The sequence below is a fragment of the Actinoplanes sp. NPDC051405 genome (assembly GCF_055586185.1).
Genome location: NZ_JBVJIR010000004.1, coordinates 436,664 through 458,698 on the forward strand (window position 1 = coordinate 436,664; position 22,035 = coordinate 458,698).

The 22,035-nt window shown below is 71.4% G+C and carries 21 protein-coding genes and 1 pseudogene; 11 read left to right on the forward strand and 11 right to left on the reverse strand.

What is annotated here, in order from left to right; all coding sequences use genetic code 11:
• Positions 1-16: 16 nt before the first annotated feature.
• Positions 17-613: a copper chaperone PCu(A)C gene (locus tag ACZ6S4_RS12590; protein ID WP_465475050.1), complete on the reverse strand. Its 597-nt coding sequence runs from the start codon at positions 611-613 to the stop codon at positions 17-19.
• The gene (locus tag ACZ6S4_RS12595) at positions 598-2,502 is read right to left on the reverse strand and encodes a bifunctional copper resistance protein CopD/cytochrome c oxidase assembly protein (protein ID WP_465475051.1); all 1,905 of its coding nucleotides are present in this window, start codon (positions 2,500-2,502) and stop codon (positions 598-600) included. Before ACZ6S4_RS12595 ends, ACZ6S4_RS12590 begins: the two co-directional genes overlap by 16 nt.
• Before the next feature lie 137 nt (positions 2,503-2,639).
• On the opposite strand from ACZ6S4_RS12595, the gene ACZ6S4_RS12600 reads away from it, so the two are divergent.
• Complete coding sequence (locus tag ACZ6S4_RS12600) at positions 2,640-3,164, forward strand: SigE family RNA polymerase sigma factor (protein ID WP_465475052.1); 525 nt, start codon at positions 2,640-2,642, stop codon at positions 3,162-3,164.
• Positions 3,161-4,045, forward strand: a complete 885-nt coding sequence (locus ACZ6S4_RS12605) for a hypothetical protein (protein ID WP_465475053.1) — start codon at positions 3,161-3,163, stop codon at positions 4,043-4,045. The genes ACZ6S4_RS12600 and ACZ6S4_RS12605 overlap by 4 nt, the downstream gene beginning before the upstream one ends.
• A 27-nt stretch (positions 4,046-4,072) precedes the next feature.
• Here ACZ6S4_RS12605 and ACZ6S4_RS12610 read toward each other — a convergent pair whose 3' ends face one another.
• On the reverse strand, positions 4,073-4,681 hold the full coding sequence (locus ACZ6S4_RS12610; RefSeq protein ID WP_465475054.1) for a TetR/AcrR family transcriptional regulator: 609 nt from the start codon (positions 4,679-4,681) through the stop codon (positions 4,073-4,075).
• Positions 4,682-4,735: 54 nt separating this feature from the next.
• Here ACZ6S4_RS12610 and ACZ6S4_RS12615 point away from each other — a divergent pair, with 54 nt between their 5' ends.
• Positions 4,736-5,554 (forward strand): class I SAM-dependent methyltransferase, encoded by an 819-nt coding sequence (locus ACZ6S4_RS12615; protein ID WP_465475055.1) that lies wholly within the window; start codon positions 4,736-4,738, stop codon positions 5,552-5,554.
• Between the two features lie 47 nt (positions 5,555-5,601).
• Here the strand turns inward: ACZ6S4_RS12615 and ACZ6S4_RS12620 are convergent, their stop codons facing one another.
• Together ACZ6S4_RS12620 and ACZ6S4_RS12625 are read right to left on the reverse strand one after the other, a co-directional pair.
• The gene (locus tag ACZ6S4_RS12620; RefSeq protein WP_465475056.1) at positions 5,602-7,071 is read right to left on the reverse strand and encodes a family 43 glycosylhydrolase; all 1,470 of its coding nucleotides are present in this window, start codon (positions 7,069-7,071) and stop codon (positions 5,602-5,604) included.
• A gap of 18 nt (positions 7,072-7,089) precedes the next feature.
• Positions 7,090-8,109 (reverse strand): arabinan endo-1,5-alpha-L-arabinosidase, encoded by a 1,020-nt coding sequence (locus ACZ6S4_RS12625; protein WP_465475057.1) that lies wholly within the window; start codon positions 8,107-8,109, stop codon positions 7,090-7,092.
• A gap of 210 nt (positions 8,110-8,319) precedes the next feature.
• On the opposite strand from ACZ6S4_RS12625, the gene ACZ6S4_RS12630 reads away from it, so the two are divergent.
• The 3 genes from ACZ6S4_RS12630 (at position 8,320) to ACZ6S4_RS12640 (ending at position 10,773) form a co-directional block, all read left to right on the forward strand.
• Positions 8,320-9,552: an AI-2E family transporter gene (locus tag ACZ6S4_RS12630; protein WP_465475058.1), complete on the forward strand. Its 1,233-nt coding sequence runs from the start codon at positions 8,320-8,322 to the stop codon at positions 9,550-9,552.
• Positions 9,553-9,649: 97 nt separating this feature from the next.
• Positions 9,650-9,925, forward strand: a complete 276-nt coding sequence (locus tag ACZ6S4_RS12635; protein WP_465475059.1) for a hypothetical protein — start codon at positions 9,650-9,652, stop codon at positions 9,923-9,925.
• An 83-nt stretch (positions 9,926-10,008) separates the two neighbouring features.
• Positions 10,009-10,773 carry a hypothetical protein gene (locus ACZ6S4_RS12640; protein ID WP_465475060.1) on the forward strand — a complete coding sequence of 255 codons (765 nt, stop codon included), beginning with the start codon at positions 10,009-10,011 and terminating at the stop codon, positions 10,771-10,773.
• Positions 10,774-10,777: 4 nt separating this feature from the next.
• Here the strand turns inward: ACZ6S4_RS12640 and ACZ6S4_RS12645 are convergent, their stop codons facing one another.
• Positions 10,778-12,685, reverse strand: a complete 1,908-nt coding sequence (locus tag ACZ6S4_RS12645) for a ricin-type beta-trefoil lectin domain protein (protein WP_465475061.1) — start codon at positions 12,683-12,685, stop codon at positions 10,778-10,780.
• 122 nt (positions 12,686-12,807) lie between these two features.
• Complete coding sequence (locus ACZ6S4_RS12650) at positions 12,808-13,809, reverse strand: LacI family DNA-binding transcriptional regulator (RefSeq protein ID WP_465475062.1); 1,002 nt, start codon at positions 13,807-13,809, stop codon at positions 12,808-12,810.
• 278 nt (positions 13,810-14,087) lie between these two features.
• Between ACZ6S4_RS12650 and ACZ6S4_RS12655 the strand changes: the two genes are divergently transcribed.
• Positions 14,088-15,068 (forward strand): DUF808 domain-containing protein, encoded by a 981-nt coding sequence (locus tag ACZ6S4_RS12655; RefSeq protein ID WP_465475063.1) that lies wholly within the window; start codon positions 14,088-14,090, stop codon positions 15,066-15,068.
• Positions 15,069-15,115: 47 nt separating this feature from the next.
• Here the strand turns inward: ACZ6S4_RS12655 and ACZ6S4_RS12660 are convergent, their stop codons facing one another.
• Positions 15,116-15,586 carry a YybH family protein gene (locus ACZ6S4_RS12660; RefSeq protein WP_465475064.1) on the reverse strand — a complete coding sequence of 157 codons (471 nt, stop codon included), beginning with the start codon at positions 15,584-15,586 and terminating at the stop codon, positions 15,116-15,118.
• Between the two features lie 107 nt (positions 15,587-15,693).
• Between ACZ6S4_RS12660 and ACZ6S4_RS12665 the strand changes: the two genes are divergently transcribed.
• Positions 15,694-16,344 (forward strand): TetR/AcrR family transcriptional regulator, encoded by a 651-nt coding sequence (locus ACZ6S4_RS12665; protein ID WP_465475065.1) that lies wholly within the window; start codon positions 15,694-15,696, stop codon positions 16,342-16,344.
• Positions 16,345-16,361: 17 nt separating this feature from the next.
• Here ACZ6S4_RS12665 and ACZ6S4_RS12670 read toward each other — a convergent pair whose 3' ends face one another.
• The 3 genes and pseudogenes from ACZ6S4_RS12670 to ACZ6S4_RS12680 all read right to left on the reverse strand — a co-directional run bounded on the left by ACZ6S4_RS12670 (position 16,362) and on the right by ACZ6S4_RS12680 (position 18,858).
• On the reverse strand, positions 16,362-17,621 hold the full coding sequence (locus tag ACZ6S4_RS12670) for an ATP-binding protein (protein WP_465475066.1): 1,260 nt from the start codon (positions 17,619-17,621) through the stop codon (positions 16,362-16,364).
• Positions 17,622-17,956: 335 nt separating this feature from the next.
• Positions 17,957-18,317, reverse strand: a pseudogene (locus tag ACZ6S4_RS12675) (response regulator); the annotation flags it as partial.
• A 313-nt stretch (positions 18,318-18,630) separates the two neighbouring features.
• Positions 18,631-18,858, reverse strand: a complete 228-nt coding sequence (locus tag ACZ6S4_RS12680) for a hypothetical protein (RefSeq protein WP_465475067.1) — start codon at positions 18,856-18,858, stop codon at positions 18,631-18,633.
• A 393-nt stretch (positions 18,859-19,251) separates the two neighbouring features.
• On the opposite strand from ACZ6S4_RS12680, the gene ACZ6S4_RS12685 reads away from it, so the two are divergent.
• From ACZ6S4_RS12685 to ACZ6S4_RS12695, 3 genes are all read left to right on the forward strand, one after another.
• Positions 19,252-19,569: a hypothetical protein gene (locus ACZ6S4_RS12685; RefSeq protein ID WP_465475068.1), complete on the forward strand. Its 318-nt coding sequence runs from the start codon at positions 19,252-19,254 to the stop codon at positions 19,567-19,569.
• A 141-nt stretch (positions 19,570-19,710) separates the two neighbouring features.
• A complete protein-coding gene (locus ACZ6S4_RS12690) occupies positions 19,711-20,469 on the forward strand; it encodes a hypothetical protein (RefSeq protein ID WP_465475069.1) in 759 nt (252 codons plus the stop codon).
• Between the two features lie 417 nt (positions 20,470-20,886).
• A complete protein-coding gene (locus tag ACZ6S4_RS12695; protein ID WP_465475070.1) occupies positions 20,887-21,915 on the forward strand; it encodes a glycoside hydrolase family 11 protein in 1,029 nt (342 codons plus the stop codon).
• The last annotated feature ends 120 nt before the right edge of the window (positions 21,916-22,035 follow it).

Sequence of the window (22,035 nt, forward strand, 5' to 3'; positions counted from 1 at the left end):
GGGGAGAGACGCGGTGTCACGGCGCCGCGCTGCCCATCGGAGCCATCGGCATGCCGGAGGCCGGCATGGACATGCCGGGGTCGTAGCTCTCCCCCGCCCCGGCGAACGGCTTGGCGATCGCGGTGAACGGGACGGTTCCGCCGTCGGCCAGCTTCAGGGTGAAGGTGACCTCGTTGCCGGCGTCGATCGCCGCGGCCGGCTTCATCAGCATCAGGTGATCGCCGCCGGGCCCGAGCTCGTGGGCGCTCCGGGCCTTGATGACGAAGCCGCCCTGCTTGGGCCGCATCAGCATCGTGCCGTCCTGCATGGTCATCTCGTGCAGTTCCATCGGGGACGCCGGCGACTCCGCGCTGACGACCGTGATGTCGGAGTCGCTGTCGTTGACCAGGATCGCGAAGGCGGCGGTCATGGTGCCGGCCTTCGCGGCCTTGACCCACGGATCCTTGACGACCAGCCCGGTCGAGGCCGAGGCCGACGGTGCGGCGGCGGGCACCGGCGTGCCGCCGGCGGCGTCACTGCCGCCGCAGCCGGCGAGGCCGAGGGTGGTCAGGGCGCCGGCGAGCAGGACGGCCGCGAGGGTACGGCGGGAGCCGAGGTTCAGGGGGTTTGACATGGTATCCGTTCCTTGTTGGGGTTCGCACAGGATTGGTCGGGATCCTCCGGCGAGAAGTTCCCGGCACCGTGATCTCCACGGATCCATTGCCGGACGAGCAGCAGCAGGACGGCCGCGGCCGGTAACACCCCGAACGCCCAGGACAGTTCGGCACCGAGGCGCTGGTCGGCGAGCAGCGACGGCGCCCACGCGGGATGCACGGCGGTGTACCAGCCCGCCGCCATCACCGAGGTTGGCCTGAGCAGGATGAGGCCGAGGTGAAGTTGGGCCGCCACGGCCAGGAGGTGGACCACGATCAGCGCGGCCGGATGAACGCGCCGATGGCCCGTCCCGAGCAGCACCCGGAACAGCAGGAGGCCGGCGACCACGAAGGACGCCAGCATCGCCAGGTGTCCGAGGTGGTAGCGCATCAGCCTGCCGAGCAGACCGGTGAGGTACAGCCCGTACAGGCTGATGACGTAGCCGGCCAGCGCGACCGGCGGACGACTGAGGAACCGCAGGAGCCGGCTGTCCAGCATGAGCAGCAGCCACTCCCGCGGGCCGCGTACCTGAGGGTCCGCGGGACGGCGCAAAGCCCGCAGGGCCAGAGTGACCGGGGCGCCACCGATCAGCAGGATGGGCACGACCGTGGCCAGCACGACGTGTTGCACCAGGTGCGCGCTCATCAGCACGTACCCGTACCGGGCCACACCCAGGCCGGTCATCGCGCCCAGCAGCAGCATTCCGCCCACCCAGGACACCGTGCGGCCCGCCGGCCAGGCGTGCCCGGCCCGGCGCAGCCGGCGCACCCCGGCCAGATAGGTCAGGATGCCGACCACGACGACCACCGGGAAGACCATGTCCGGCAGCGGGTCGGTGAGGAGCCGGGCCGCGGTCACCGGACCGGGCTGGTCGAAACCGAGCAGCTCCACGAGCGGATCGGGCTCGACCGCGATCTCGGGCACCGGCGTCGGGCTGCGTGACAGGCCGTCCGCCAGCCCGACCGCCGCCCCGAGCAGCAGCAGCTCGCCACCGGCCAGGCGCAGGAACGACCACGGGGCACCGGAACGCAGTGCGGGCAGGGTACGGCTGCGGTGCACGGCGCCGACCACCCCGGCCGCCACCAGCGCGAGCACTTTGAGCAGCACCAGGAGCCCGTACCGGGAGGTGCCGAGCGCCGGCCAGCTGCCCAGCCGCACCGCCGCGTTGGCCGCGCCGCTGACCGCCGTCGCCACGAAACAGGCCAGCGCCAGGCGGCTGTACCGGGAGGCGGTCTCGGCGAAACGGCGGTGGCGGCGTACCAGAAGCAGGCCGGCCAGACCGCCCACCCAGAGCGACGCGGCCAGAATGTGCAGCGCCAGGCTGGTCACCGCGAGCTGATGGTCACCCGCCCCGGCGGAATGCCCGGTGAACGCCGGCGGCAGCAACGCCCCCAGCGCCAGGCCGGCGGTGACCGCGGCCAGGCCGCGCGACACCCCGGACCGGGTCAGGACCGCCACCACCAGCACCAGCCCGGCCTGCAGGAGCAGCGCCTGCCCCTGGGCGATGGAGAACGCGAAGCTCGACACCGACGGCCGGCTCAGCCGCGCAACGGGCACACCCAGCACATCGGAGACGGTGATGACGATCAGCAGCAGGCAGGTGCACGCCCACAGCAGCGCCGGCCACGTCGATCGGCGCAGCAGCAGCCAGCCGTGTGCCGCCACGCTGGTGCCGTCGCCCGGTAGCAGGAAGGCCGCGGTGACGGTGAGGCCGACCGTCAGCACGCCGAGGACGGTCGCCAGCAGGGTCAGCGCCGGGAGGGCCCACTCGGTCAGGGCCCCGGGCCCGGGGATGCCCGGTAGCGCGGCGTCGACCGCTGCGCCGAACCGCAGGGACGCCGCGAGGACCGCCGCTGCAGCTGCCACCATCAGGACGGACGTCCGCACCGCGCTCTGCACTCTGACAAGAGTCGGGCGGAGGAGGGCCGTGGTTCCGCAGAATTTCCGGCTGGGTCCTTCAACCTTTCGCGAACCGGCGTCGTCTTGTCCCCGACGAAAGGAGCGCGATGTTGTGGAGCCAACGCTTCGACGGGCTGGACACGCTGGTCGCCGAGCGCGGTAGTGCCCTGCTGGGCACAGCGGTCCTGCTCACCGGGAGCCGGACGGCGGGTGAGGACCTGCTGCAGGCGGCCCTCGAACGGCTGATGCGTTCGTGGGGACGGGTGCGCGAGGACCGCGAGCGGTATCTGCGCCGGACCATGTACCACCTGGCCGTCGACCAGTGGCGCCGCCGCCGGCGCCGGCCCGAGGTGTTCCTCGAGTACGAGCCCACCGGCCGGCCCGACGCCACCGACGCGCTCGACCTGCGGGACGCGTTGATCCAGGCCTTGGCCCAGCTCTCGCCGCGCCAGCGCACCGTGCTGGTGCTGCGCTACTGGGAGCAGCTCAGCGAGACGGAGGCGGCCGAGGCGCTCGGGTGTTCCGTCGGCACCGTCAAGTCGACCGCCTCGCGGGGCCTGTCCCGGCTCCGCGAACTGACCGCGACCTGGGACCCCAGCGGCCACACCACCACGAAAGGCACCGGACGATGAGCACCGATCTGGAAGAACACCTGATCCGCAGCATGCGCCACGAGGTCGAGGGGATCGCGCTGAGCAGCGACGTCCTCGGCCGCGCCACCCGGCGGCACCAGCGGCGCCGGGCCACGATCCGGATCGCGTACGCCGTGGGCGTGGCCGGTCTCGCAGGCGTCCTGGCCGCCGGCCTGACGGTCGGCGACACTGCCCCGCCCCGGCCGGATGCGGGCGGAAGGCCGACGGTGCAAGCCGAACCCGCCTCGCTACGACTGGCGAACGCGGCCACCGCGAGCGACAACATCAGCTACCGGATGCGCCTCGAGACCGGCACCGGGTCCGGCCACGGCGGACAGACCTACGAGGGTGCGTTCGACCCGAGGACGGCCACCGGATACGTCCGCGCGCCGCAGGACGACTCGGTGATGACCGAACTGCTGATCAACGGCACCCGCTACATCGGCGGGGAACCGCCCCTGGGCCCGCTCCCGCCGGACAAGGGACCCGGCGAGACCTACGGCCGGTACGGACAGTATCCGGGTAAGCATGACCGGCTGTCCCTCTACGGCGACGAGAGCGACGTCCTGGGTGCTGCTGCTCCGGACCCTGTGGCTCTGTTCAGAGCACTGAAGGAGGCGGACGCGACCACGTCGGAGAACCCTGACGGCAGCCTGCACTTCGCGTACGCCACGCGGTTCACGCAGGGATCGAGCACCACCTCCGGTGACGTCACACTGAACGCCGACGGCCGGATCGCCGAGGTGACACTCAGCCGCACCTGGCAGTCGACGGCGAAGGGGCGGACCGACACCGGCACCATCACCGCGGAGCTCAAGCTGTTCGACTACGGCGTCAAGGTGCAGGTCGAGCGGCCCACCGACGTGGTGCCGGCCCGCTGACCCGGACGGCTCCGCCAGGCCGCGGCATCAGGGCCGGCGGGGCCGTCGTTGCACCACGTCGGCGAGCACCGAGGTCACGAACCTGTCGACGGCCGCCGCGCTGGGCGGGCCAGGATCACGGTCGGTGAACAGCAGATGCCCGCCCCCGACCAGCGACAGCGTGAGGGAGTCGAGGTCGGCGTCGGCCGCGATCCGGCCCAGGTCGCGCTCGTCGGCCAGGTATGCGGAGACGGCAGCCGTCACCTGGCCCAGGATCGCGATGCCGCCACCGGGCCGGGCCTGCCGCAGCCGCGCGCGCAGCACGTCCCGGAAGGTGATGAGCGGGATGATCGCCAGCGGCACCGGCCCGAACAGAGTGGTCAGCGCACTGGTCAGGTTGCCCGCCGGCGTGCCGGTGCCGGCGGACTTCCGCAGCGCCTCCGCCTGCGTCTCGAGCTGCGCGGCCCGGTCGAGCACGAGGTCGGCCAGGAACGCGTCGAAGTCGCTGAAGTGCCGGTGCAGGACCCCTTTGGCGCAGCCCGCCTCGTCGGTGACCGCCCGGCTCGTCAGCCCGGCCGGCCCCTCGCGGAGCAGGACGCGTTCGGCGGCGTCGAACAGCTGCTGCCGCGCATCACGCAGATGCACTCCGGTCGGCACTCGATCCTCCCCTGGGGCGTTGCCTAGTGGGCGCATGCCCACTAGAGTGGGCGCATGCCCACCTTACCGCCCGAGCCGTCTCCGACGGAGCTGCACCAGGCCCGGCCGATGGCCGAGTCGTTCGGTACGGACGCGCAACGCTACGACCGGGCCCGGCCCGGCTACCCCGAGGCCCTGGTGACGCGGATCGTCACCGGTAGCCCCGGGCCTGACCTGCTCGACGTGGGCTGCGGCACCGGCATCGCGGCCCGCCAGTTCCAGGCGGCCGGCTGCGAGGTGCTCGGCGTCGAGCCCGACGCCCGGATGGCCGACTTCGCCCGGGCCCGCGGCCTGCGGGTCGAGGTGGCGACGTTCGAGGCGTGGGAGCCGGCCGGCCGGACGTTCGACGCGGTGACCGCGGCCCAGTCGTGGCACTGGATCGACCCGGCCGCCGGCCTACGCAAAGCAGCCGAGGTGCTGCGCCCGCGGGGCCGGCTGGCGATCTTCGGTCACGTCTTCGAGCCGCCCGCCGAAGTGGCCGAGCCGTTCGCCGCGGCCTTACGCGAGGCGGCGCCGGACCTGCCCGGCAAGATGCCGGCCCGGCCGGCCCTCGACATGTACCAGGCCGGGTACGCGAAGGTCGCCGACACGATCCGCGAGGCGGGGCAGTTCGCCGAACCCGAGCAGTGGCGCTTCGACTGGGAGCAGGCGTACACCCGCGACGAGTGGCTGGCGCTGCTGCCGACGACGGGTGGCCTCACCCGGCTGCCACCCGACAAGCTGGCCGGCATCCTGGACCCGGTCGGCGCCGCGATCGACGAGCTCGGCGGAGGCTTCACGATGCGGTACACGACGTTGGCGGTCAGCGCCGTGCGAACCTCGGCTACGTCGTAGAAGGAAGCCGCCCTATCACTCCGGACGGCTCCCTCCACTTCTCGCAATTACTCGCCTGAGGGCGCCGGCAAGGTGGTGCCCAGGCGGACCGGCGTACCGAAATTCGGTGTGCCGTCGGCGTTCCAGGTGAACTTCTGCGCGCGGGTGGAACGGTTCATGTCGCAGCCGCCGGACGCGGAATCGTTGGCGTGGTAGACGATCCAGTCCTCGGTGCCGTCCGGTGACTTGAAGAAGCCGTTGTGGCCGGGGGCGTACACGCTGTTGGCGTCGCTGCGCTGGAAGACCGGCGTCGACTTCTTGGTCCAGTGCGCCGGGTTCATCGGGTCGGTGCCGGTCAGCGTGAGCAGGCCCAGCTTGTAGTCGGGTCCCCAACAGGCCGAGGCGGAGTAGACGACCATCACCTTGCCGTTGTGGTACAGCGGCTCCGGCCCCTCGTTGACCGCGCCGGTCTGCCGCTCCCAGCTCAGCGTCGGCGAGCTCAGCCGTACCCGGGAACCGGTCAGGGTCCACGGGTTGCTGAGCCGCTGGATGAAGTTGCTCTGCCCGGCCCCGTCACCGCCGTAGGTGCCCATCAGGTAAAGGCTGCTGCCCACCTTCAGGACGCTGGCGTCCAGCTGCCAGTCGGTGCCCAGATCGGCCTTGAACGTGTACGGGCCCATCGGATCCGTCCCGGCCGACTCGAGCACGTGCAGCCGCTGCGTCGGGTTGTAGTCCGAGACGTTCTGACCGGCCACGTAGTACAGGTACCAGCGGTTGCCGTTCGGCCCGTTGAGCAGATGGAACTCGGGCGCCCACATGTTGCAGCAGCCGTTCGCCCGGCCGGCCAGGTTGAAGACCGTGGTGTCGGCGGCGGTCGCCAGCCCGGCCAGGGTGCTCGACCGGCGCATCGTGATGGTCGAGTTCCACGTCGTCGTGGCCAGGTGGTAGAAGCCGTTGTGGTACTGCAGCCACGGGTCCGGCCCGTTGCGTTTGATCGGGTTGGTGAAGGAGCCGGCCGTGGCGGCCAGCGAGATCAGCTGCCACTGCTGGTTGGCGCCGTCGAGATCCTGGTACTGCGAGACCATCGCGCCGTCGGCGGTGCTCCACTGCCAGACCTCGACGGCCTTGCCGCTGGACCGGTTGATCAGCCGGGCGTACCCGCCGGCCGAGTCGGCCAGGCGGAACTGCTGGCGGGCGTCGTTGCGGTCGGCGTTCTGCACGAGCTGGACGCCGTCAGTGCTGCTGGGCAGGTCGAGGACCTTGCCGCTGTGCACCGACTGCATCCGGTACCAGCCGCCGCCGGAGTCCAGGAAGCGCCATTGCTGCCAGGCGCCGTCGTTGCGGGCGTACTGGTTGATGGCGGCGCCGTCGTTGGTGGCCAGGTTGTAGACGTCGAGGGCTTTGCCGCTGTTCCGGTTGACCAGCACGTACGGCACGTTCGGTTGCACCGTGGCGGCCTCGGCGGCCGGCATGACCACTGCCGTACCCGCCGCGGCGAGCAGCGCGACCACGCCGCCGATCAGGAGTCTTCTGAGCATCGGACGATCACCCTGTTCTCAGTAGACGAACGGCCAGCCGGCCGAGTCGTAGCCGATGAGGTTGAGGCCGAGGTTCGCCGCACCGCTGTTGGTGTAGTAGTGGTAGACGAGGACCTCGGCGTCGGTGTCGGCGAGCACGGCCTGGTGGCCCGGGCCGTGGATGCTGCCGTGCCCGGCCAGCACCTGGGTGCCACCGCCGTTGTTCATGTTCACGCCGTTGCGGTCCACGAACGGGCCGTTCGGGCTGGTCGAGCGGCCCACCATGATTCGATAGGTGCTGGCGGCGCCCTGGCAGCAGCGGTCGAAGGAGACCCACTGGTAGTAGTACGAGCCGTGCCTGAAGATGAACGGCGCCTCGATCGCCCCGCCGTTGCGGCCGGCGATGCTGCGGATGGTGTTGTCCGAGCGCTTACCGGTGGCGGGGTCGAGGGCGACCTGCTTGTGGCCGGACCAGAAGGAGCCGAAGCTCAGCCACCATCTGCCCGAGCTGTCCACCAGGAGGTTCGGGTCGATGGCGTTGAAGTTGTCCGACGTGCGGGACTCGATCACCAGGCCCTGGTTGGTCCACGAGCCGGAGGCACCGGTGGTGCTGGTGGCCAGGAAGATCGCGGATCGGTTCGAGCCGAACGTCGAGGCCGAGTAGTACAGCCAGTAACGGCCGTTGTGGTACGAGATGTCGGGCGCCCACAGGTTGCGGCTACCGCCGGTGTAGGTGGTGGTCCACGGCGCTCCACCGGGGAACACCGCGCCGGCGTTACGGAAGGCCGTACGGTCAGTGGAGGTCTTCAACGCGATGTTGTCGCCGGTGTGCGCCACGATGTAGCTGCCGCTCGGCGTCTTCACCATGGTCGGGTCGTGGGCGCCGATGTCACCGGTGACGACGCCCGGCCCCGGATAGGCCGCCGGGGGGACGGTCGGCGTGGCCGCGGCCAGCGGCGCCGGCGCCGTGGCGGCCTGGGCATTGACCGCGACCGCGACGCCGGCCACCAGCGTGGCGGCCACAGCGCAGGCGAGCACGCCGCGCCGAACGGTCTTCATGCGTGTCCTGGACATACATCTCCTCGGGGATGGTGGGCCCGTCGCGTCGCGTCACTGGCGAGACCGGGGGAACGACGCTGATTCATCGAGCCATGTAGATATACCGGTCGATGTTAACGGTCACAATTGTGATGTCAAGGTTTCAGTTATGTGAAGAGCGCGCGCCGAGTCGGTCCGTTTGGCGCTGCGTACGCCGGGTATCGACGCGCGGTGAGTAACCAAGACACCCGAACAGTGGCGCGGCGGACGATGGTCGTCATCGGCCTGGTGCTGGCCACCCTCCTGCTCTATTACCTGATCCGGGCGACCAGCCAGGTGCTGACCTGGATCGTCATAGCCGTGTTCTTCGCCGTCGCCCTGAACCCGGCGGTCAGCTGGGTGCAACGCCGCGCCGCGTTCGGCCGGCGCTGGCTGGCCACGCTGCTGGTCTTCCTCGTCGCGTTCGCGCTCCTCGGCGGACTGATCACGCTGTTCGTCGTACCCCTGGTCCGCGAGGGATCGCAGGTGGTGGCCGACTTCCCGAAGATCGTCGAGGACGCCCGGACCGGGCGCGGCCCGGTCGGCGGCCTGATCGAACGCTTCAACCTGCTGGAGTACGCGCAGAACAACGCCGACCGGTTCCGCGAGTACGCCGGCCGCCTCGGCGCGCCCACCCTGGCCGTGCTGCGTGGGGCGGCCACCAGCGTCGCGGGCATCGTGACCATCTTCGTGCTCTCGTACCTGATGGTGCTGGAGGCCCCGAAGGTCGTCGACGGATTCCTGGCCCTGTTCGACGCTCGGCGCGCCGAGCGGATCCGCCGGGTCGGGCACGACTGCGCCAAGACGATCACCGGCTACATCACCGGAAACCTGCTGATCAGCATCATCTGCGGCAGCCTGACGTACGCGGTCCTGGCGATCATGGGGGTGCCGTACGCGGGGCTGATCGCTCTGTTCGTGGGGCTGGCCGACCTGATCCCGCTGGTCGGCGCCACCCTGGGCGCGGTCATCGCGACGCTGGCGGCCTTCGTCCAGTCCACCACCGCGGGCATCGTCGTCATCATCTTCTTCGTGCTCTACCAGCAGCTGGAGAACCACCTGCTGCAGCCGCTGATCTTCGCCCGCACGGTCAAGGTGAACCCATTGACCGTGCTGATCGCCATCCTGATCGCGGTCGAACTGGCCGGCATCCTCGGCGCGCTGCTGGCCATCCCGGTCGCCGGCATCATCCAGATCATCGCGCGCGACATCTGGGACACCCGGCGCGGCCGGCTCAAGACCGAACCGACCGTGGGCGAGGACGAGGTCCCGATCGGCGCCGCACCAGCCGGGCCACAGGTCACGGAGTCCCGCACTGCCACTGCCGAACCGGTGGAGAGCCGGTCCGGCCCAGGCTTGCCGACCGCGAGCGACCGCAACGGTTCCGTCGCCGTGGATGACCATGGAGGCGATGGGCGCGTCTGATCTTCCCCATACCGGCTCGTGAGACGACGGACCACCGCATGAGCGGTGGTCCGTCGTGCTGTCGGCAGTGGCCGGCCGTGCTCGCTACAGTGGAGGTATGGCGACGAGCGACCGGCGCGGACTGCTGCTGCGGTCACTGTCTGTCCTCGTCCTGCTGACGCTTGTGCTGGCCACAGCCCCGCAGCGATCCATTTCGCGTCCGCAGGCCGCCGTCGCCACCTCCGCCACCGCGCCGGCCTCGGGCACGGCGGAAGACCCGGCTACCGAAGCCGCAGCAACCGACGACCCGCCGGCCGACCACGTCACCGTCCTCGCGGATCAGTCCACCGCGGGTGCCCGCGGTTCTCGCGCCCCGCCCTTCGCTTCCGTCTGATCACCTGGTCGGCGATCACGCCGCACGGTGGTCACAGCCTGTCATCGACACGAGCGGATACCTCGACGGACGGACCTTCTCCCATGAACGTGATCGCGGAAATGCTGCTGACCGAGCCCGCCCCGGCGGCGATCTGGGCGGCGCTGATGCTCCTGACCTTCCCGGCGCTCCTGCTGCTGGGCAGCCCCACCGCCGCGCGCCACCCTCGGCGCGCAGCCCGGGAATGGGTGGCGGCGCTGCGCCGCCGCGACGAGGAACGCCACGCCCACGCAGCCGAAGCCGCCCAGGCGGCCCGCTGCGCCGACGAGATCGGCGCGGCCGCCGATCACGCCGCTACGAGCGCGCAGCGGTGGCAGCGACTGTGGGAACAGAGCGAGGACGAGATGAACGCCGCGTGGCAGGCATGGCTGGACGCCGATGCCCGGCTGCGCAAGGCTTTGACCGCGGCGGCGTGGGGCACGCCGCCCACGCCGCGGACCTGCGAGGAGTACGCGGCCCGCGAGCGCTACCTGCACCGTACGGTGGCAGCCGCAACCGACCGGAGTGAGCTGCCCGCCGACGCCCTGACCGACTGGCACGGCTGGGATGCCCGCCTCCATCCGGCCGAGCAGGACGTCGTGATCGCCCGCGCTTCGACGGCTTGGCTCCGGCATCGCTACGAGCGTGCCGTCGCCGCGGAGCGGGCCGCCCGGCACGACGCCGAGCGCGCCCACCGTGCCGTCGGCAGCCTGCGGCACGAGGCGCACATCGCCGCCGTCCGGGCCCGGGAGCTCAGCGGGCTCCGGCCCGCTCCCCGCCGCAACCGGGCTGCGGCGGGTCACGGGCCGGAGGCGGTCCTGGCCGGCTGACCTGTCAGGCCCGGGTCCACTTCTGGTTGGCGGTGCCGGCACAGTCCCAGAGCTGGAGCTGCGATCCGTTCGCCGTGCCGTTGTTGACCACGTCGACGCAGCGGTTGGCCGCCGTGTTGACCAGGTCTCCCCCGGCGCCGAGGGTGAAACGCTGCGCGTTGGTGCCGTTGCAGGTGTAGAGCTGGATCGCCGTGCCGTTCGCGGTTCCGGCGGCGGCCGCGTCCAAGCACTTGCCGAGCGCGCGCACCGTGCCGTCACCGGCGATCGTCCACTGCTGCGCGGCGCTGCCGTTGCAGTCGTAGATCTGCAGCCGGGCGCCGTCGACCGGGTTCGCCCCGGGCACGTCCATGCACCGTCCACTGAGGCCGGACCGCAACGCGGCGGTCGTCCCGGTGGGCGGCGTGGCGTTCGCGTCGGCCCACACGTACGTGCCCACCGTCTTCGCGGGCAGCGTGCCGCTGAACTGCTGCGTGCCGGCGCGCACGGTGAAGGTCTGGTTGACGGTGCTGCGGTTGACCACAACTGTGACGAGGCTGCCGTCCGGGTTCAGGAACGCGACGTTGGTGACGGTGCCCGCCGAGCCGTTGTTGGTGTCGACGCGCTTGGCGCCGCGCTGGATGAACTTGGCGAACTGGGCGGTCAGGTAGTACTCCGGCAGCGCCCAGACGGTGTCCGGGGCGGACGGACTCTGCACGAGCATGGTGGGGTCGGGTGCGCCGGTCCATTTCTCCGGGGCCCGGTTCTGGTCCAGCATCGTCACCCAGTTCTGGTACATGACGGACTGGTTGCGCAAGTAGTCGACGATGCGGTTCGCTCCGGTCGTACCCCAGACCGCCCGCTCGGTCATCGCCACGTCCTTGCCCGGATAGCTGGCCTTGACCTGGCCCATCAGGGCCGGCTCACCGGCGTAGTCGTGGAAAGCCAGCCCGTCGACGGCGTTGAACGCGTCACTCGGGCTGCCCGGACTGCCCAGCACACCACCGATGTACGACGGCCCCTCCGCGAAGTTGTGGTCGAAGGCCCAGATCTTCGTGCCGCCGACGCCGTTGCCGGTGAACTCGGCGCGCATGGCCACGGCGAGCCGGCGCTCCTGGTCCGCCGAGATGAGTGTGCCGGGGTAGTCCGGCGGCGAGTACAACGGCTCGTTCTGCAGCGTCACGGCGTGGATCGGCAGGCCCTGCGCGGCGTACGCCTGCACCGCCCGCCGGTAGTAGGCCGCCAGGGTGGGCACGTGCTGGTCGAGCAGGTTGCCGCCGATCAGGCTGTTGTTGGCCTTCATCCAGGCCGGCGGGCTCCACACGCTCGCGAAGATCAGCAGGTTCGGGTTGATCTGCCGGGCCTGCTTGAGCACGTTGATGATGCCGTAGTCGAGGTCCTTCTGGATCGAGAAGCGCGACAGCGTGGGATCCGCGGCGCCGTCGTCGTAGGTGTAGAAGGCCCGGCTGGTGAAGTCGCTGGCGCCGAAGGTGATCCGGGCGACGTTGAAACCCGCGCCGGTGCCCGGGTCGAGCAGCAGGCGCAGCGTCCGGTCCCGGGCGGTGGCGCTCATCCGCGACAGGTTGTAGATGGTCGACTCCTCCAGCGAGGAGCCGAAGCCCAGGACGCTCTGGTACTGCCGGCCGGTGTTCGCGGTGATCGTCGCCGCGCCACCCGCCGGCACGATCGGCACGTCCGGCTGCCGCGACAACCGGTACGGCGTACCGGCCAGCCCCGTCGCCGGGTCGGCGTACCAGTTCGCGTTCACCGGCTCGAAGCCGGCGGTCCGCGACTCCGAACTCCAGTAGACCTGCACCGACGTGGCGGCCGACGCCTCGCCGCCGATCGTGACGGCACCGGCGATGCCGACGAGGGCAGTCACGGCGACGGCGGCAACCCGCGACCGCGACCGGCGGCCGGGGACAGATGGGATCACACGAACTCCTTCAGGGGTACGGGGCTTGCGTAACGGATACGAAACATCGTTACAGGCATCCGTGTCAATGAGTGCCTCGTCAGCCCTGAGGAGGTGTGTGTAACAAGCGCCAGCTTGTTACATCAGCTGGGCGGAGCCGCGGTGGAGCCCCGGACCACGAGATCGGTGGCGAGCTCGACGTGCCGGGCGTCCAGGTCGTGCCGCTGGATCATCCGGATCAGCATGGTCACGGCCATCCGGCCCAGCTCGGCCAGCGGCTGGCGCACGGTGGTGAGCATCGGATCCGTGGCCTGGCTGACCGTGGTGTCGTCGAACCCCGCGATGGACAGCTCGTCCGGGACCCGCAGGCCCCGTTCCCGCGCGGCCCGCAGCGCCCCGACCGCGATCTTGTCGTTGAAGCCGACCACCGCGGTCGGGCGTTCCGGCTGGTCGAGCAGGGCGCAGGCGGCGTCGTAACCCTGCTCGACGGTGGGCTCGCCGACGAAACGAAGCAGGTCGGGCGACGGGAGGATGCCGACGTCGGCGAGGGCGGCCACGTACCCGGTCATCCGGGCGTCGGTGACCAGCCAGTCCCGCGGGCCGGCGACGATGCCGATCCGCCGGTGTCCCAGCTTGACCAGGTGGGACATCACGTTGCGGGCGCCGGTCGTGTGGGCCGCGGACACCGCGACGATGTCGCGGGGCGGCGGCGTGCGGGGATCCAGCACCACGAAGGCGAATCCGCGGTCGCGGAGCCGTTCCAGCTCCGGTCCCGACTCGGGCGGCAGGATCAGGATCCCGCCGCCGACGCCCTGGCGGCCGGGCAGGACGGACAACGCGCCGCTGCCCCGCGCCGCCTTGCCGGCGTTGAGAATGGCGGTCATGCCGTGCAATTCCACGGTTTCCACGACCGACGACACCATCGGCCCGAAATACTCGTCGAGAAGGTACGGGCAGCGAATGTAGATGGCCCCCAGATCGGCGCGGAGCCGCTGGCCCTGCCCGCCCAGCCGGCCCACGGCCTCGAGCACGACCTCACGGGTGCGCGGTGCGACATTGGCCTGGCCGTTGAGCACCCGGGACACCGTGGCTATCGAAAGTCCGGTGTCGGCGGCCACCTCCCGCACCGTTGCATGCTGTCGCAAGAAGAAACCTTTTCACCGGCTGTCCCAGACCCGCCGATGATAGCGCTAACCGGGGCCAGGGAATGGGCGTCGCCGATGGGCCGGGCCGGCCGGCCCGCCCTGGCCGGCCCGCCGGCGGACCCCGGCCAGGAGGGGCGTCGCACCCCGGCCGGGCCAGCCGGCGCACCCTGGCCGGGCGAGCCGGCGCGCCCCGGCCGGGACAGGCGGCATGCCCCGGGCCGCGGCGTGGGCGAGAATGTGCGGACACGCTCGCTGCTCAGCTTCGGAAGGAACCTCTCGTGGCCGGTGGACTCGTAGCCCTGCTGGACGACGTGGCGGTGCTGGCCCGCGCCGCCGCCTCCTCCATCGATGACGTCGGGGCGGCCGCCGCGAAGGCCGGCGCCAAGGCCGCGGGCGTCGTCATCGACGACGCCGCCGTCACGCCGCAGTACGTGCGGAGCCTGGCGGCCGAGCGTGAGCTGCCGATCATCAAGCGCATCGCCCTGGGCTCCCTGCGCAACAAGTTCCTGATCATCCTGCCCGCGGTGCTGCTGCTCAGCCAGTTCGTCCCGTGGCTGCTCACCCCGATCCTCATGCTCGGCGGCGCGTACCTCTGCTACGAGGGCGCCGAGAAGGTCTGGGCCAAGATCGCCCATCACGAGGCCCACGGCGCGGGCGACGAGGCCGCTCCGGACGAGAAGACCCTGGTGTCCGGGGCGGTGCGCACCGACCTGATCCTGTCGGCGGAGATCATGGTGATCACCCTCAACGAGGTGATCGACGAGCCGTTCTGGTCCCGCCTGGCGATCCTGGCCGTCGTCGCGGTCGTGATGACCGTCCTGGTGTACGGCGCGGTCGCCCTGATCGTGAAGATGGACGACGCCGGGCTGCGACTGTCGGAGCGGTCCGGAGCCCTCGCGACGTTCGGCCGTGGCCTGGTGCGGGCGATGCCCCTGGTCCTGACCGGGCTGACCGTGCTCGGCACCGCGGCGATGCTGTGGGTCGGCGGCCACATCCTGCTGGTCGGCACGGACGAGCTCGGCCTGCACTGGCTCTACGAGACCGTGCACCACGTGGAGGAGGCCGCCCACGACGCCGCGGGCGTGCTGGGCGGGCTCGTCGGCTGGCTCGTCAACACGGTGGCCAGCGCGATCCTCGGCCTGATCGTCGGCGCGCTGATCGTGGCGGTCATGACCGTCACGGTCCACCGCCGCAAGGCCGGGACGAAGGCCGGGACCGGGGCCGGGACCGGGGCCGAGGCGGGCACCGACCAGCACTGACGCCGCTCCCCCCGCGACCGCCGAGCTGTCCGGCTCGGCGGTCGCGCTCATTTCCGTACGCCGTCGCCGGCCTCCCACAGCGGCAGGCGGAACGTGGCGTAGGTGAACTTGCCGCTGATACGCCCGCCGGCGTCGAAGTGGAAGACGTCCAGGCCGTGCCACTGCACCCGGCCGCCGTAGCGGGCGCGGGCGAACCAGCGCAGCATCGGCATGGCCCGCCGCCCGTGAGCACCGGTGAGGTCCAGCCGGCACACCCACCGGATCGTGGCCCGCCGGCGCGGCTCGTCGATCACCCGGTCGTAGACGTCGAAAGTCATCGCCCCGAAACGTCCCGCGAACTGCGGAGCGAACTCCGCGCGGATGGCGGCCAGGCCGCGGCGCTCAGGCTTCTTGCCGGGCAGGTACGTGGCGTCCTCGGCAAAGAACGACATGACCAGGTCCAGGTCGGGGTCGGGCTCATTGAAGGCGGCCACGAACGCGTCGATGGTCTGGGCGAGGTCCGCACCGGCGGTTGTCACGAAATGCTCCGATCAGGTTGGTCGATGGATCAGTGCGCGACGCTAACAGAACACCGTCTCCTTAACAAGAGAACGCTGTTCTCATAGTTCTCGGTTAGATTCCTGGCATGCAGGCGCCATTTCAGCGGGCCCGGCGCCCGGACCAGAAGGACCAGCGGCGGGAGGCGATCCTCGGCACCGCCGCCGAGCTGGCGCGACAGTCGGGGGTCGCCTGGGTCAGCCTCGGCGACATCGCCACGGCGGTCGGGCTGGCCAAATCCAATGTGCTGCGCTATTTCGGGACCCGCGAGGAGATCTACCTGCGGCTCACGATGCAGGAAGGCTCGGACTGGGCGGCCGCCGCGAGCGCGGCGCTGCATGGAGCGGATGGCGCCGCCGCCGCGGCGGCGGCGCTGGCAGACGCGTACGCCGACCGGCCGCTGTACTGCGACCTGACCACGCACGCGGAGACGATGCTGGAACACAACGTGACCATGGCCGTCCTGCGGGAGTACAAGTTGTGGGCCATCGACACGTACATGCAGGTGGGCCGGCTTGTCGCCGGCGCGTGCCCGCCGATGTCCCCCACCGACGGGGCCGCCCTGGTCATGGCCGCCAGCGCCTTCGTCGCCAAGCTGTTCCCGCTCACCCGGCCCCCGCAGGCCCTGCGCGAACTCTACGAACGCGAGCCCGAGATCGGCGCCGTGTTCCCACCCTTCCGGCCCACCCTCACCCGCATGGTCGCCGCCACCGCCGCGGGACTGACGGGGGCCGCCTGACCACGGCGGCGGCGCCGTCAACCATGGAGCACCTGTCCGGCCCTCTCGATGATGGCGGCGGCGGAGAAGGGTTTCTCGATGAGGTTGACGTCAGCATCCAGTCGGCCTCGGGCGGCGAGGACCGGCTGGGCGTAGCCGGACATGAAGAGCACTTTGATGCCGGGCCGGTCGCGACGGATCCGGTCGGCCACCTCCTTGCCGAGCATCCCGGGCATGATGACATCGCTGACGAGCAGATGGATCTCCTCGGGATGAGCGGCCGTGACGGCCAGCGCGTCCCGGCCGTCGACCGCGGTGAGAACCCGGTAGCCGCTTCTGGTGAAGATGCGTTCGGTGACCGCGCGGAGCGCCTCCTGGTCCTCGACGATGAGGACGGTCTCACCCGCGGGGGCGTGCCGACGGGCCGGGGATTCCGGGACGGTCGCGCTGACCTGGTCGGTGACGGGAACGGTGATCGTGAACGTGGTTCCCGTCCCCGGCTGGGACCGTACGGAGATGGTGGCTCCGGCCTGCGTCACAATGCCGTACACAGTGGACAGTCCCAGACCGGTGCCGTCAGGTTTGGTGGTGTAGAAGGGCTCGAAGACGTGAGCGAGCACCTCCGGCGTCATGCCGGCACCGGTGTCCCGGACCCGGAGACGGACATGGCGGCCGTCGGCTGGGTGCGCGCCGGCGAGGGAGCCGGCGTCCAGGCTGACGTTCGCGGTGTCGATGCTCAGCGTGCCGCCGCCGGGCATCGCATCCCGGGCGTTGACGGCCAGGTTCACGAGAACCTGACGGAACTGACCGGCGTCGGCCAGGATCGGCCAGAGCTCCGGAGCCGGATCGACGGACAGCGCGACCTCCTCGCCGATGGTGCCGGCGAGGAGTCGTTCCACATCCCGTACGACGTCGTTGAGGTCGAGGACCGTGGGCTGGATGATCTCGCGGCGCCCGAACGCGAGGAGCTGATGCGTCAGGGCGGTGGCCCGTTCGGCGGCGCGCTGGATCTGGGCGACGTCGCGACCGGTGGCCTCCCGGTCCGGGACCGGTCCGGCGGCGAGTTCCTCCGCGACGAACGCGGCATAGTTCAGGATCACCGCGAGCAGATTGTTGAACTCGTGCGCGACGCCGCCGGCGAGCTGCCCGAGGACCTCCATGCGCTGGCTCTGCTGAGCCTGTGCCTGCAGGCGCTCCCGATCGCTCACGGCGCGCGTGAGCTCGCTGTCCATGCGGGCCTCGAACCGGTCCTGAGCGTCCTGGACCTGCACCCGCTCGTTCTCGCGTTCGGATCCCATGCGGGCCTCGAACCGGTCCCGGGCGTCCTGAACGTGGACTCGTTCCGCCGCTCGATCGGCCCGCATCCGGGCCTGGAACGCAGCCCCGCCGGGCCGGACCTCGTCGTCGTGCCGGGGTGTGCCCGGTCGTCGGTCTGCTTGCGATCCCTTGGACATGTCAAGCCACCACCAGGACCGCCGAGCTGTATGCCTCCCTGGCACAACGGCCGATGCCCGAGACGTCGCGGATCCGAGAGACGAGTCGCTCTCGGGCCAACGATACGCCTGAATCATGGCAATACCGGCATCTTCGGCGTGGACGGTGACCGCGGCCGGCGCCGGGCGCAGAGGTGGCGTCAGCCGGCCGGTGGCATCTCGCCGGGGCGGATCAGGCCGCTCTGGTACGCGATCACCACGAGCTGCGCCCGGTCCCGGACCCCCAGCCTGGTCATGGCCTGGTTCACGTGAGAGCGCGGCCGGGGCCGGCAGTGGCATCGGCTCGGGGGTGTCGAGGAAGCGGGCGATCAGGCTCCGGGTGGCCTTCGGTGACAGCAGCACCTCGCCGCCCGCGACGACGCGGATGGCGTCCAGCAGGTCGGCCCGCTGGACGCTCTTGCTGAGGAACCCGCTGGCCCCCGCGCACAACGCCCGCAGCACGTTCTCGTCGATCTCGAACGTGGTCAGGATCAGCACTCGCACCCCGGCCAGGTTCTCGTCCCCTGATCAGCGTCTGGTCGTCGGCCAGGAGCACCCGGATCTGGTTGGTCACGTCGATATCTCCTGGCTGACGGGTGCGGGGGCAGGAACGCCCGCACCAGGAACCGGCCGCCCGGGCCCGGACCGGCGTCCAGGGTCCCGCCGGCCGAGGCGGCCCGCTCACGCATGCCGGTCAGGCCGTGCGGGGTCCGCGGTTCCGGGCCGGCGTCCAGGCCGCGCCCGACCCTGTTCTCCACCTCGATGGCCAGGCCGTCCGGGGTGTAACTGAGCCGGAGGTGGGCGGCCGGGCCGCGGCCGTGCTTGCGCACGCTGGTCAAGGACTCCTGCACGATCCGGTACGCGGCCAGGTCGACCGCCGAGGGCAGCGGCCGCGCCTCGCCTCCTCGTCGCGGGTCCGCTCGGCGCGGACCGCCCGCTCCTCGACCGCCGCCACGTACGCCCGCCGGGTCCGGACCGCATCGCCGACGGCGACCGCCATTCCCATCCAGCCCAGGTCCTCCAGGCTTTCCGAGGAGTCCCAGCCCTGCCCGTTGAACGCCACCGCGGCCGGGTAGACGACCGCTGCCGCGGTGGCGCGGCGGTCCAGGCGACGGTCCGGCGGGTGCGCGAGGCGGCGGTGTACGCGCAGATCACCGTCACCGCGGTGAGCACGTAGATCTCGCCGCTGCCGGCCACCGCCCAGGCCGACCCGGCGGCGGCGACGGCCAGCGCGGGCACCGGCGACCGGCGCCGCACGGCGATCAGCAGGGCCGCCGCCACGGCCAGCAGCAGGTCCGGCAGTCTCAGGTCCCGGCCGGCAAGGCCCCGCGGCCCCTCCACGGTGGTAGTCGCGCGAGGTCAGGGGCGATCCACGAAAGACTGACGCAGCAGCCGCGCAGGGCGACACGTATGCGTTTCGCCGTCCCGGGCGGGGCCGGAACCGTACCTTGTGATCATGGCGACGGAGGCGACCCGCGATGCGCGGCCCTCGTTGCCGGCGCTGCTGGCCCTGCTGCTCGCCCTGATCGCCGGGCTGTCGGCACCGCCGCTCGCCGCCGGGTCCAGCCGGCCCGCTACGACCGTGTCCGCCGGGGCGACCCGGCAGTGTGACACCACGGTCGAGGTTGCCGCCGCTGCGCCGACCGAGCTGCCGCCCGTACCGGTGGCAGTAGAGCTCTGTGATCTTCCCGCCACCGGCCGCGAGCGCGTTCTGCGCACGCAGCTGGTGGTCGCGGCCCGCGCCGCGCGCGCACCGCCCGCCGCGTCCGTCTGACGATCCGCCCGGGCGGGCACCGGTCCGCTCCCGGTCGTCCTGCGTCGCGCCTCGAGCCGGGCATTCCCACCTCCCCCGGCTACGGGCGGGACGGCGCTGCCGATTCATCGACTCCGTATCTATCGAGGGACTTCTCTGACCATGAACGTGGTAGCGGACATGCTGTTGACCGAGCCGGCCCCGCTGGCGATCTGGGTGACGCTGCTGCTGGCGGCCACCCTGTCGGTGCTGGCCCTGGCCGGCGTCGACGGCGTACGGGATCCGCATCTGGTGCTGGTGGACGCCGTGCCGGGGGTGCGCCGCCTGCGGGCACGGCGGGCCCGGCGCCGGGAGGACGCCGCGCACGCCGTGCGGTATGCCGACGAGCTCGTCGTGGCGACCGGGCGCGCCGCCCGGGTGGCCGTCCTGTGGCACGAGCACGCCGAGCAGAGCGCGCAGCGCGCCGACACGGCGTGGCAGGCCTGGCAGGACGCCGAGCAGCGGCTGGTGGTGATGCGTGCCGCGTCCGCGTACCCGATGCCGGACGCCCGCACCCCGGCCGAGCACGCCGAGCGTATGCGCTTCCTGCACCGCGCGATCGGTGCGGCTGTCGACCGCGGGGACCTGCCCGCCGAGGCGCTCACCGGGGACGGCGGCTGGGATCCGTCGCTGCACCCGGTCGAGCAGGAGCTTGCCTTGCAGCAGGCCACGGTGGCCCATCGGCGTGCGCTGTATCAGCGGGCGGTCATGGCGGAGAAGGCCGTCCGGCACGACGCCCGGCTGGCCGTCGCCACCCGCGACAGCCTGCGGCAGGAGGCCGCCGTCGCCGTCGCCCGGGCCGGCGCCGTGCGTCACCTGGCGCCGGGTCCGCGGCCCGGCCCGGTGTCGCGTCCCCGGCGGACCGTGCTCGCGCCCGCCTAGTTCGACCGCTCCGGCCATCCGGAAGAACCCCGGATCTTTCGCCGGTCGGTGTCCGGATCGATGATCTCCGCGCGGCGAGCATCCCGGTGGCCATCGCCGCCGCCGCTCGTCGAGGTGAAGTGCTGGCCAGCAGAACGCCTCACCTGCGGAAAGACCGGCGACGTGATCGGGTTTCCGGAATGTTTCGGAAAAGTTTTGACAAGTGGTGGACCCGGCCCCTACCGTCGCCATCGACGGGGCTGAATGACCGTCGATGCCATCCATCGCGACCCGCTCCCGGTCGTGCCGAACGACCGGTCCCACCACCGCGCGGAACGACGCCGATGCCCGGCGGCCCTCCACCCGGCCGCCGGCAGACCGCCGGCCCTCACCGCGCCGCTGGCCCCCCGCCAGCCGTCACGAGGAGGAAGCACCTACATGACCGACATCCCCATCCAGCCGAGGAGACGCCGCTTGCGGATCCTCCTCGGCACCGCGTGCACGGCGGTGCTGGCCATCGCCGGCACGGTCGTCGCCGCCCCGAGCGCGCACGCCGAGGCCGACCGGACGGTCAGCTCCAACACCACCGGCACGCACAACGGCTACTACTTCTCGTTCTGGAAGGACAGTGGCAACGCCAGCATGACGCTGCGCGAGAACGGCCGGTACTCCAGCAGCTGGGACCGCAGCACCAACAACTGGGTCGGCGGCAAGGGCTGGGCCACCGGCACCCGCCGCACGGTCACCTATTCCGGCAACTACAACCCGGGCAACAACAACACCTACCTCGCCCTGTACGGCTGGACGCGCAACCCGCTCATCGAGTACTACATCGTCGAGAACTTCGGCAGCTACAACCCCAGCAGCGGCGCCACCCGGATGGGCACCGTCACCTCCGACGGCGGCACGTACGACATCCTGCGCAGCCAGCGGGTCAACCAGCCCTCGATCGACGGCACCGCGACGTTCTACCAGTTCTGGAGCGTCCGGCAGTCGAAGCGCAGCAGCGGCACCATCACGATCGCCAACCACTTCGACGCGTGGGCGCGGGCCGGCCTGAACCTCGGCACGAACCACGCCTACCAGATCATGGCGACCGAGGGCTACCAGAGCGCCGGCAGCTCCGACATCACTGTCAGCGAGGGCAGCTCGAACCCCGGCAACCCGGGCAACCCGACCACCCCGCCGCCCGGCAATCCGGGCAGCAACTGCACGGCGACGATCACGGCCGGCCAGCAGTTCGGTGACCGCTTCAACCTCAACGTCGCGGTCAGCAACGCCAGCAACTGGGTCGTCACGCTCAACCTGAACGGCGGCCAGAGCATCCAGAACAGCTGGAACGCCGCGGTCACCGGCACCAGCGGAACCGTCACCGCCAGACCGAACGGCAGTGGCAACAACTTCGGGGTGACGATCATGGCCAACGGCAACTGGACCTGGCCGACGATCGGCTGCCGCACCGGCTGACGTCCGTCCCTCCTTATCACCGCACCTCGTGGGGGGGGGGGGGGGGGGGGGGGGGGGGGGGGGGGGGGTCGGGGGGGGGAGAGGGGGGGGGGGGGGGGGGGGGGGGGGGGGGGGGGGAGG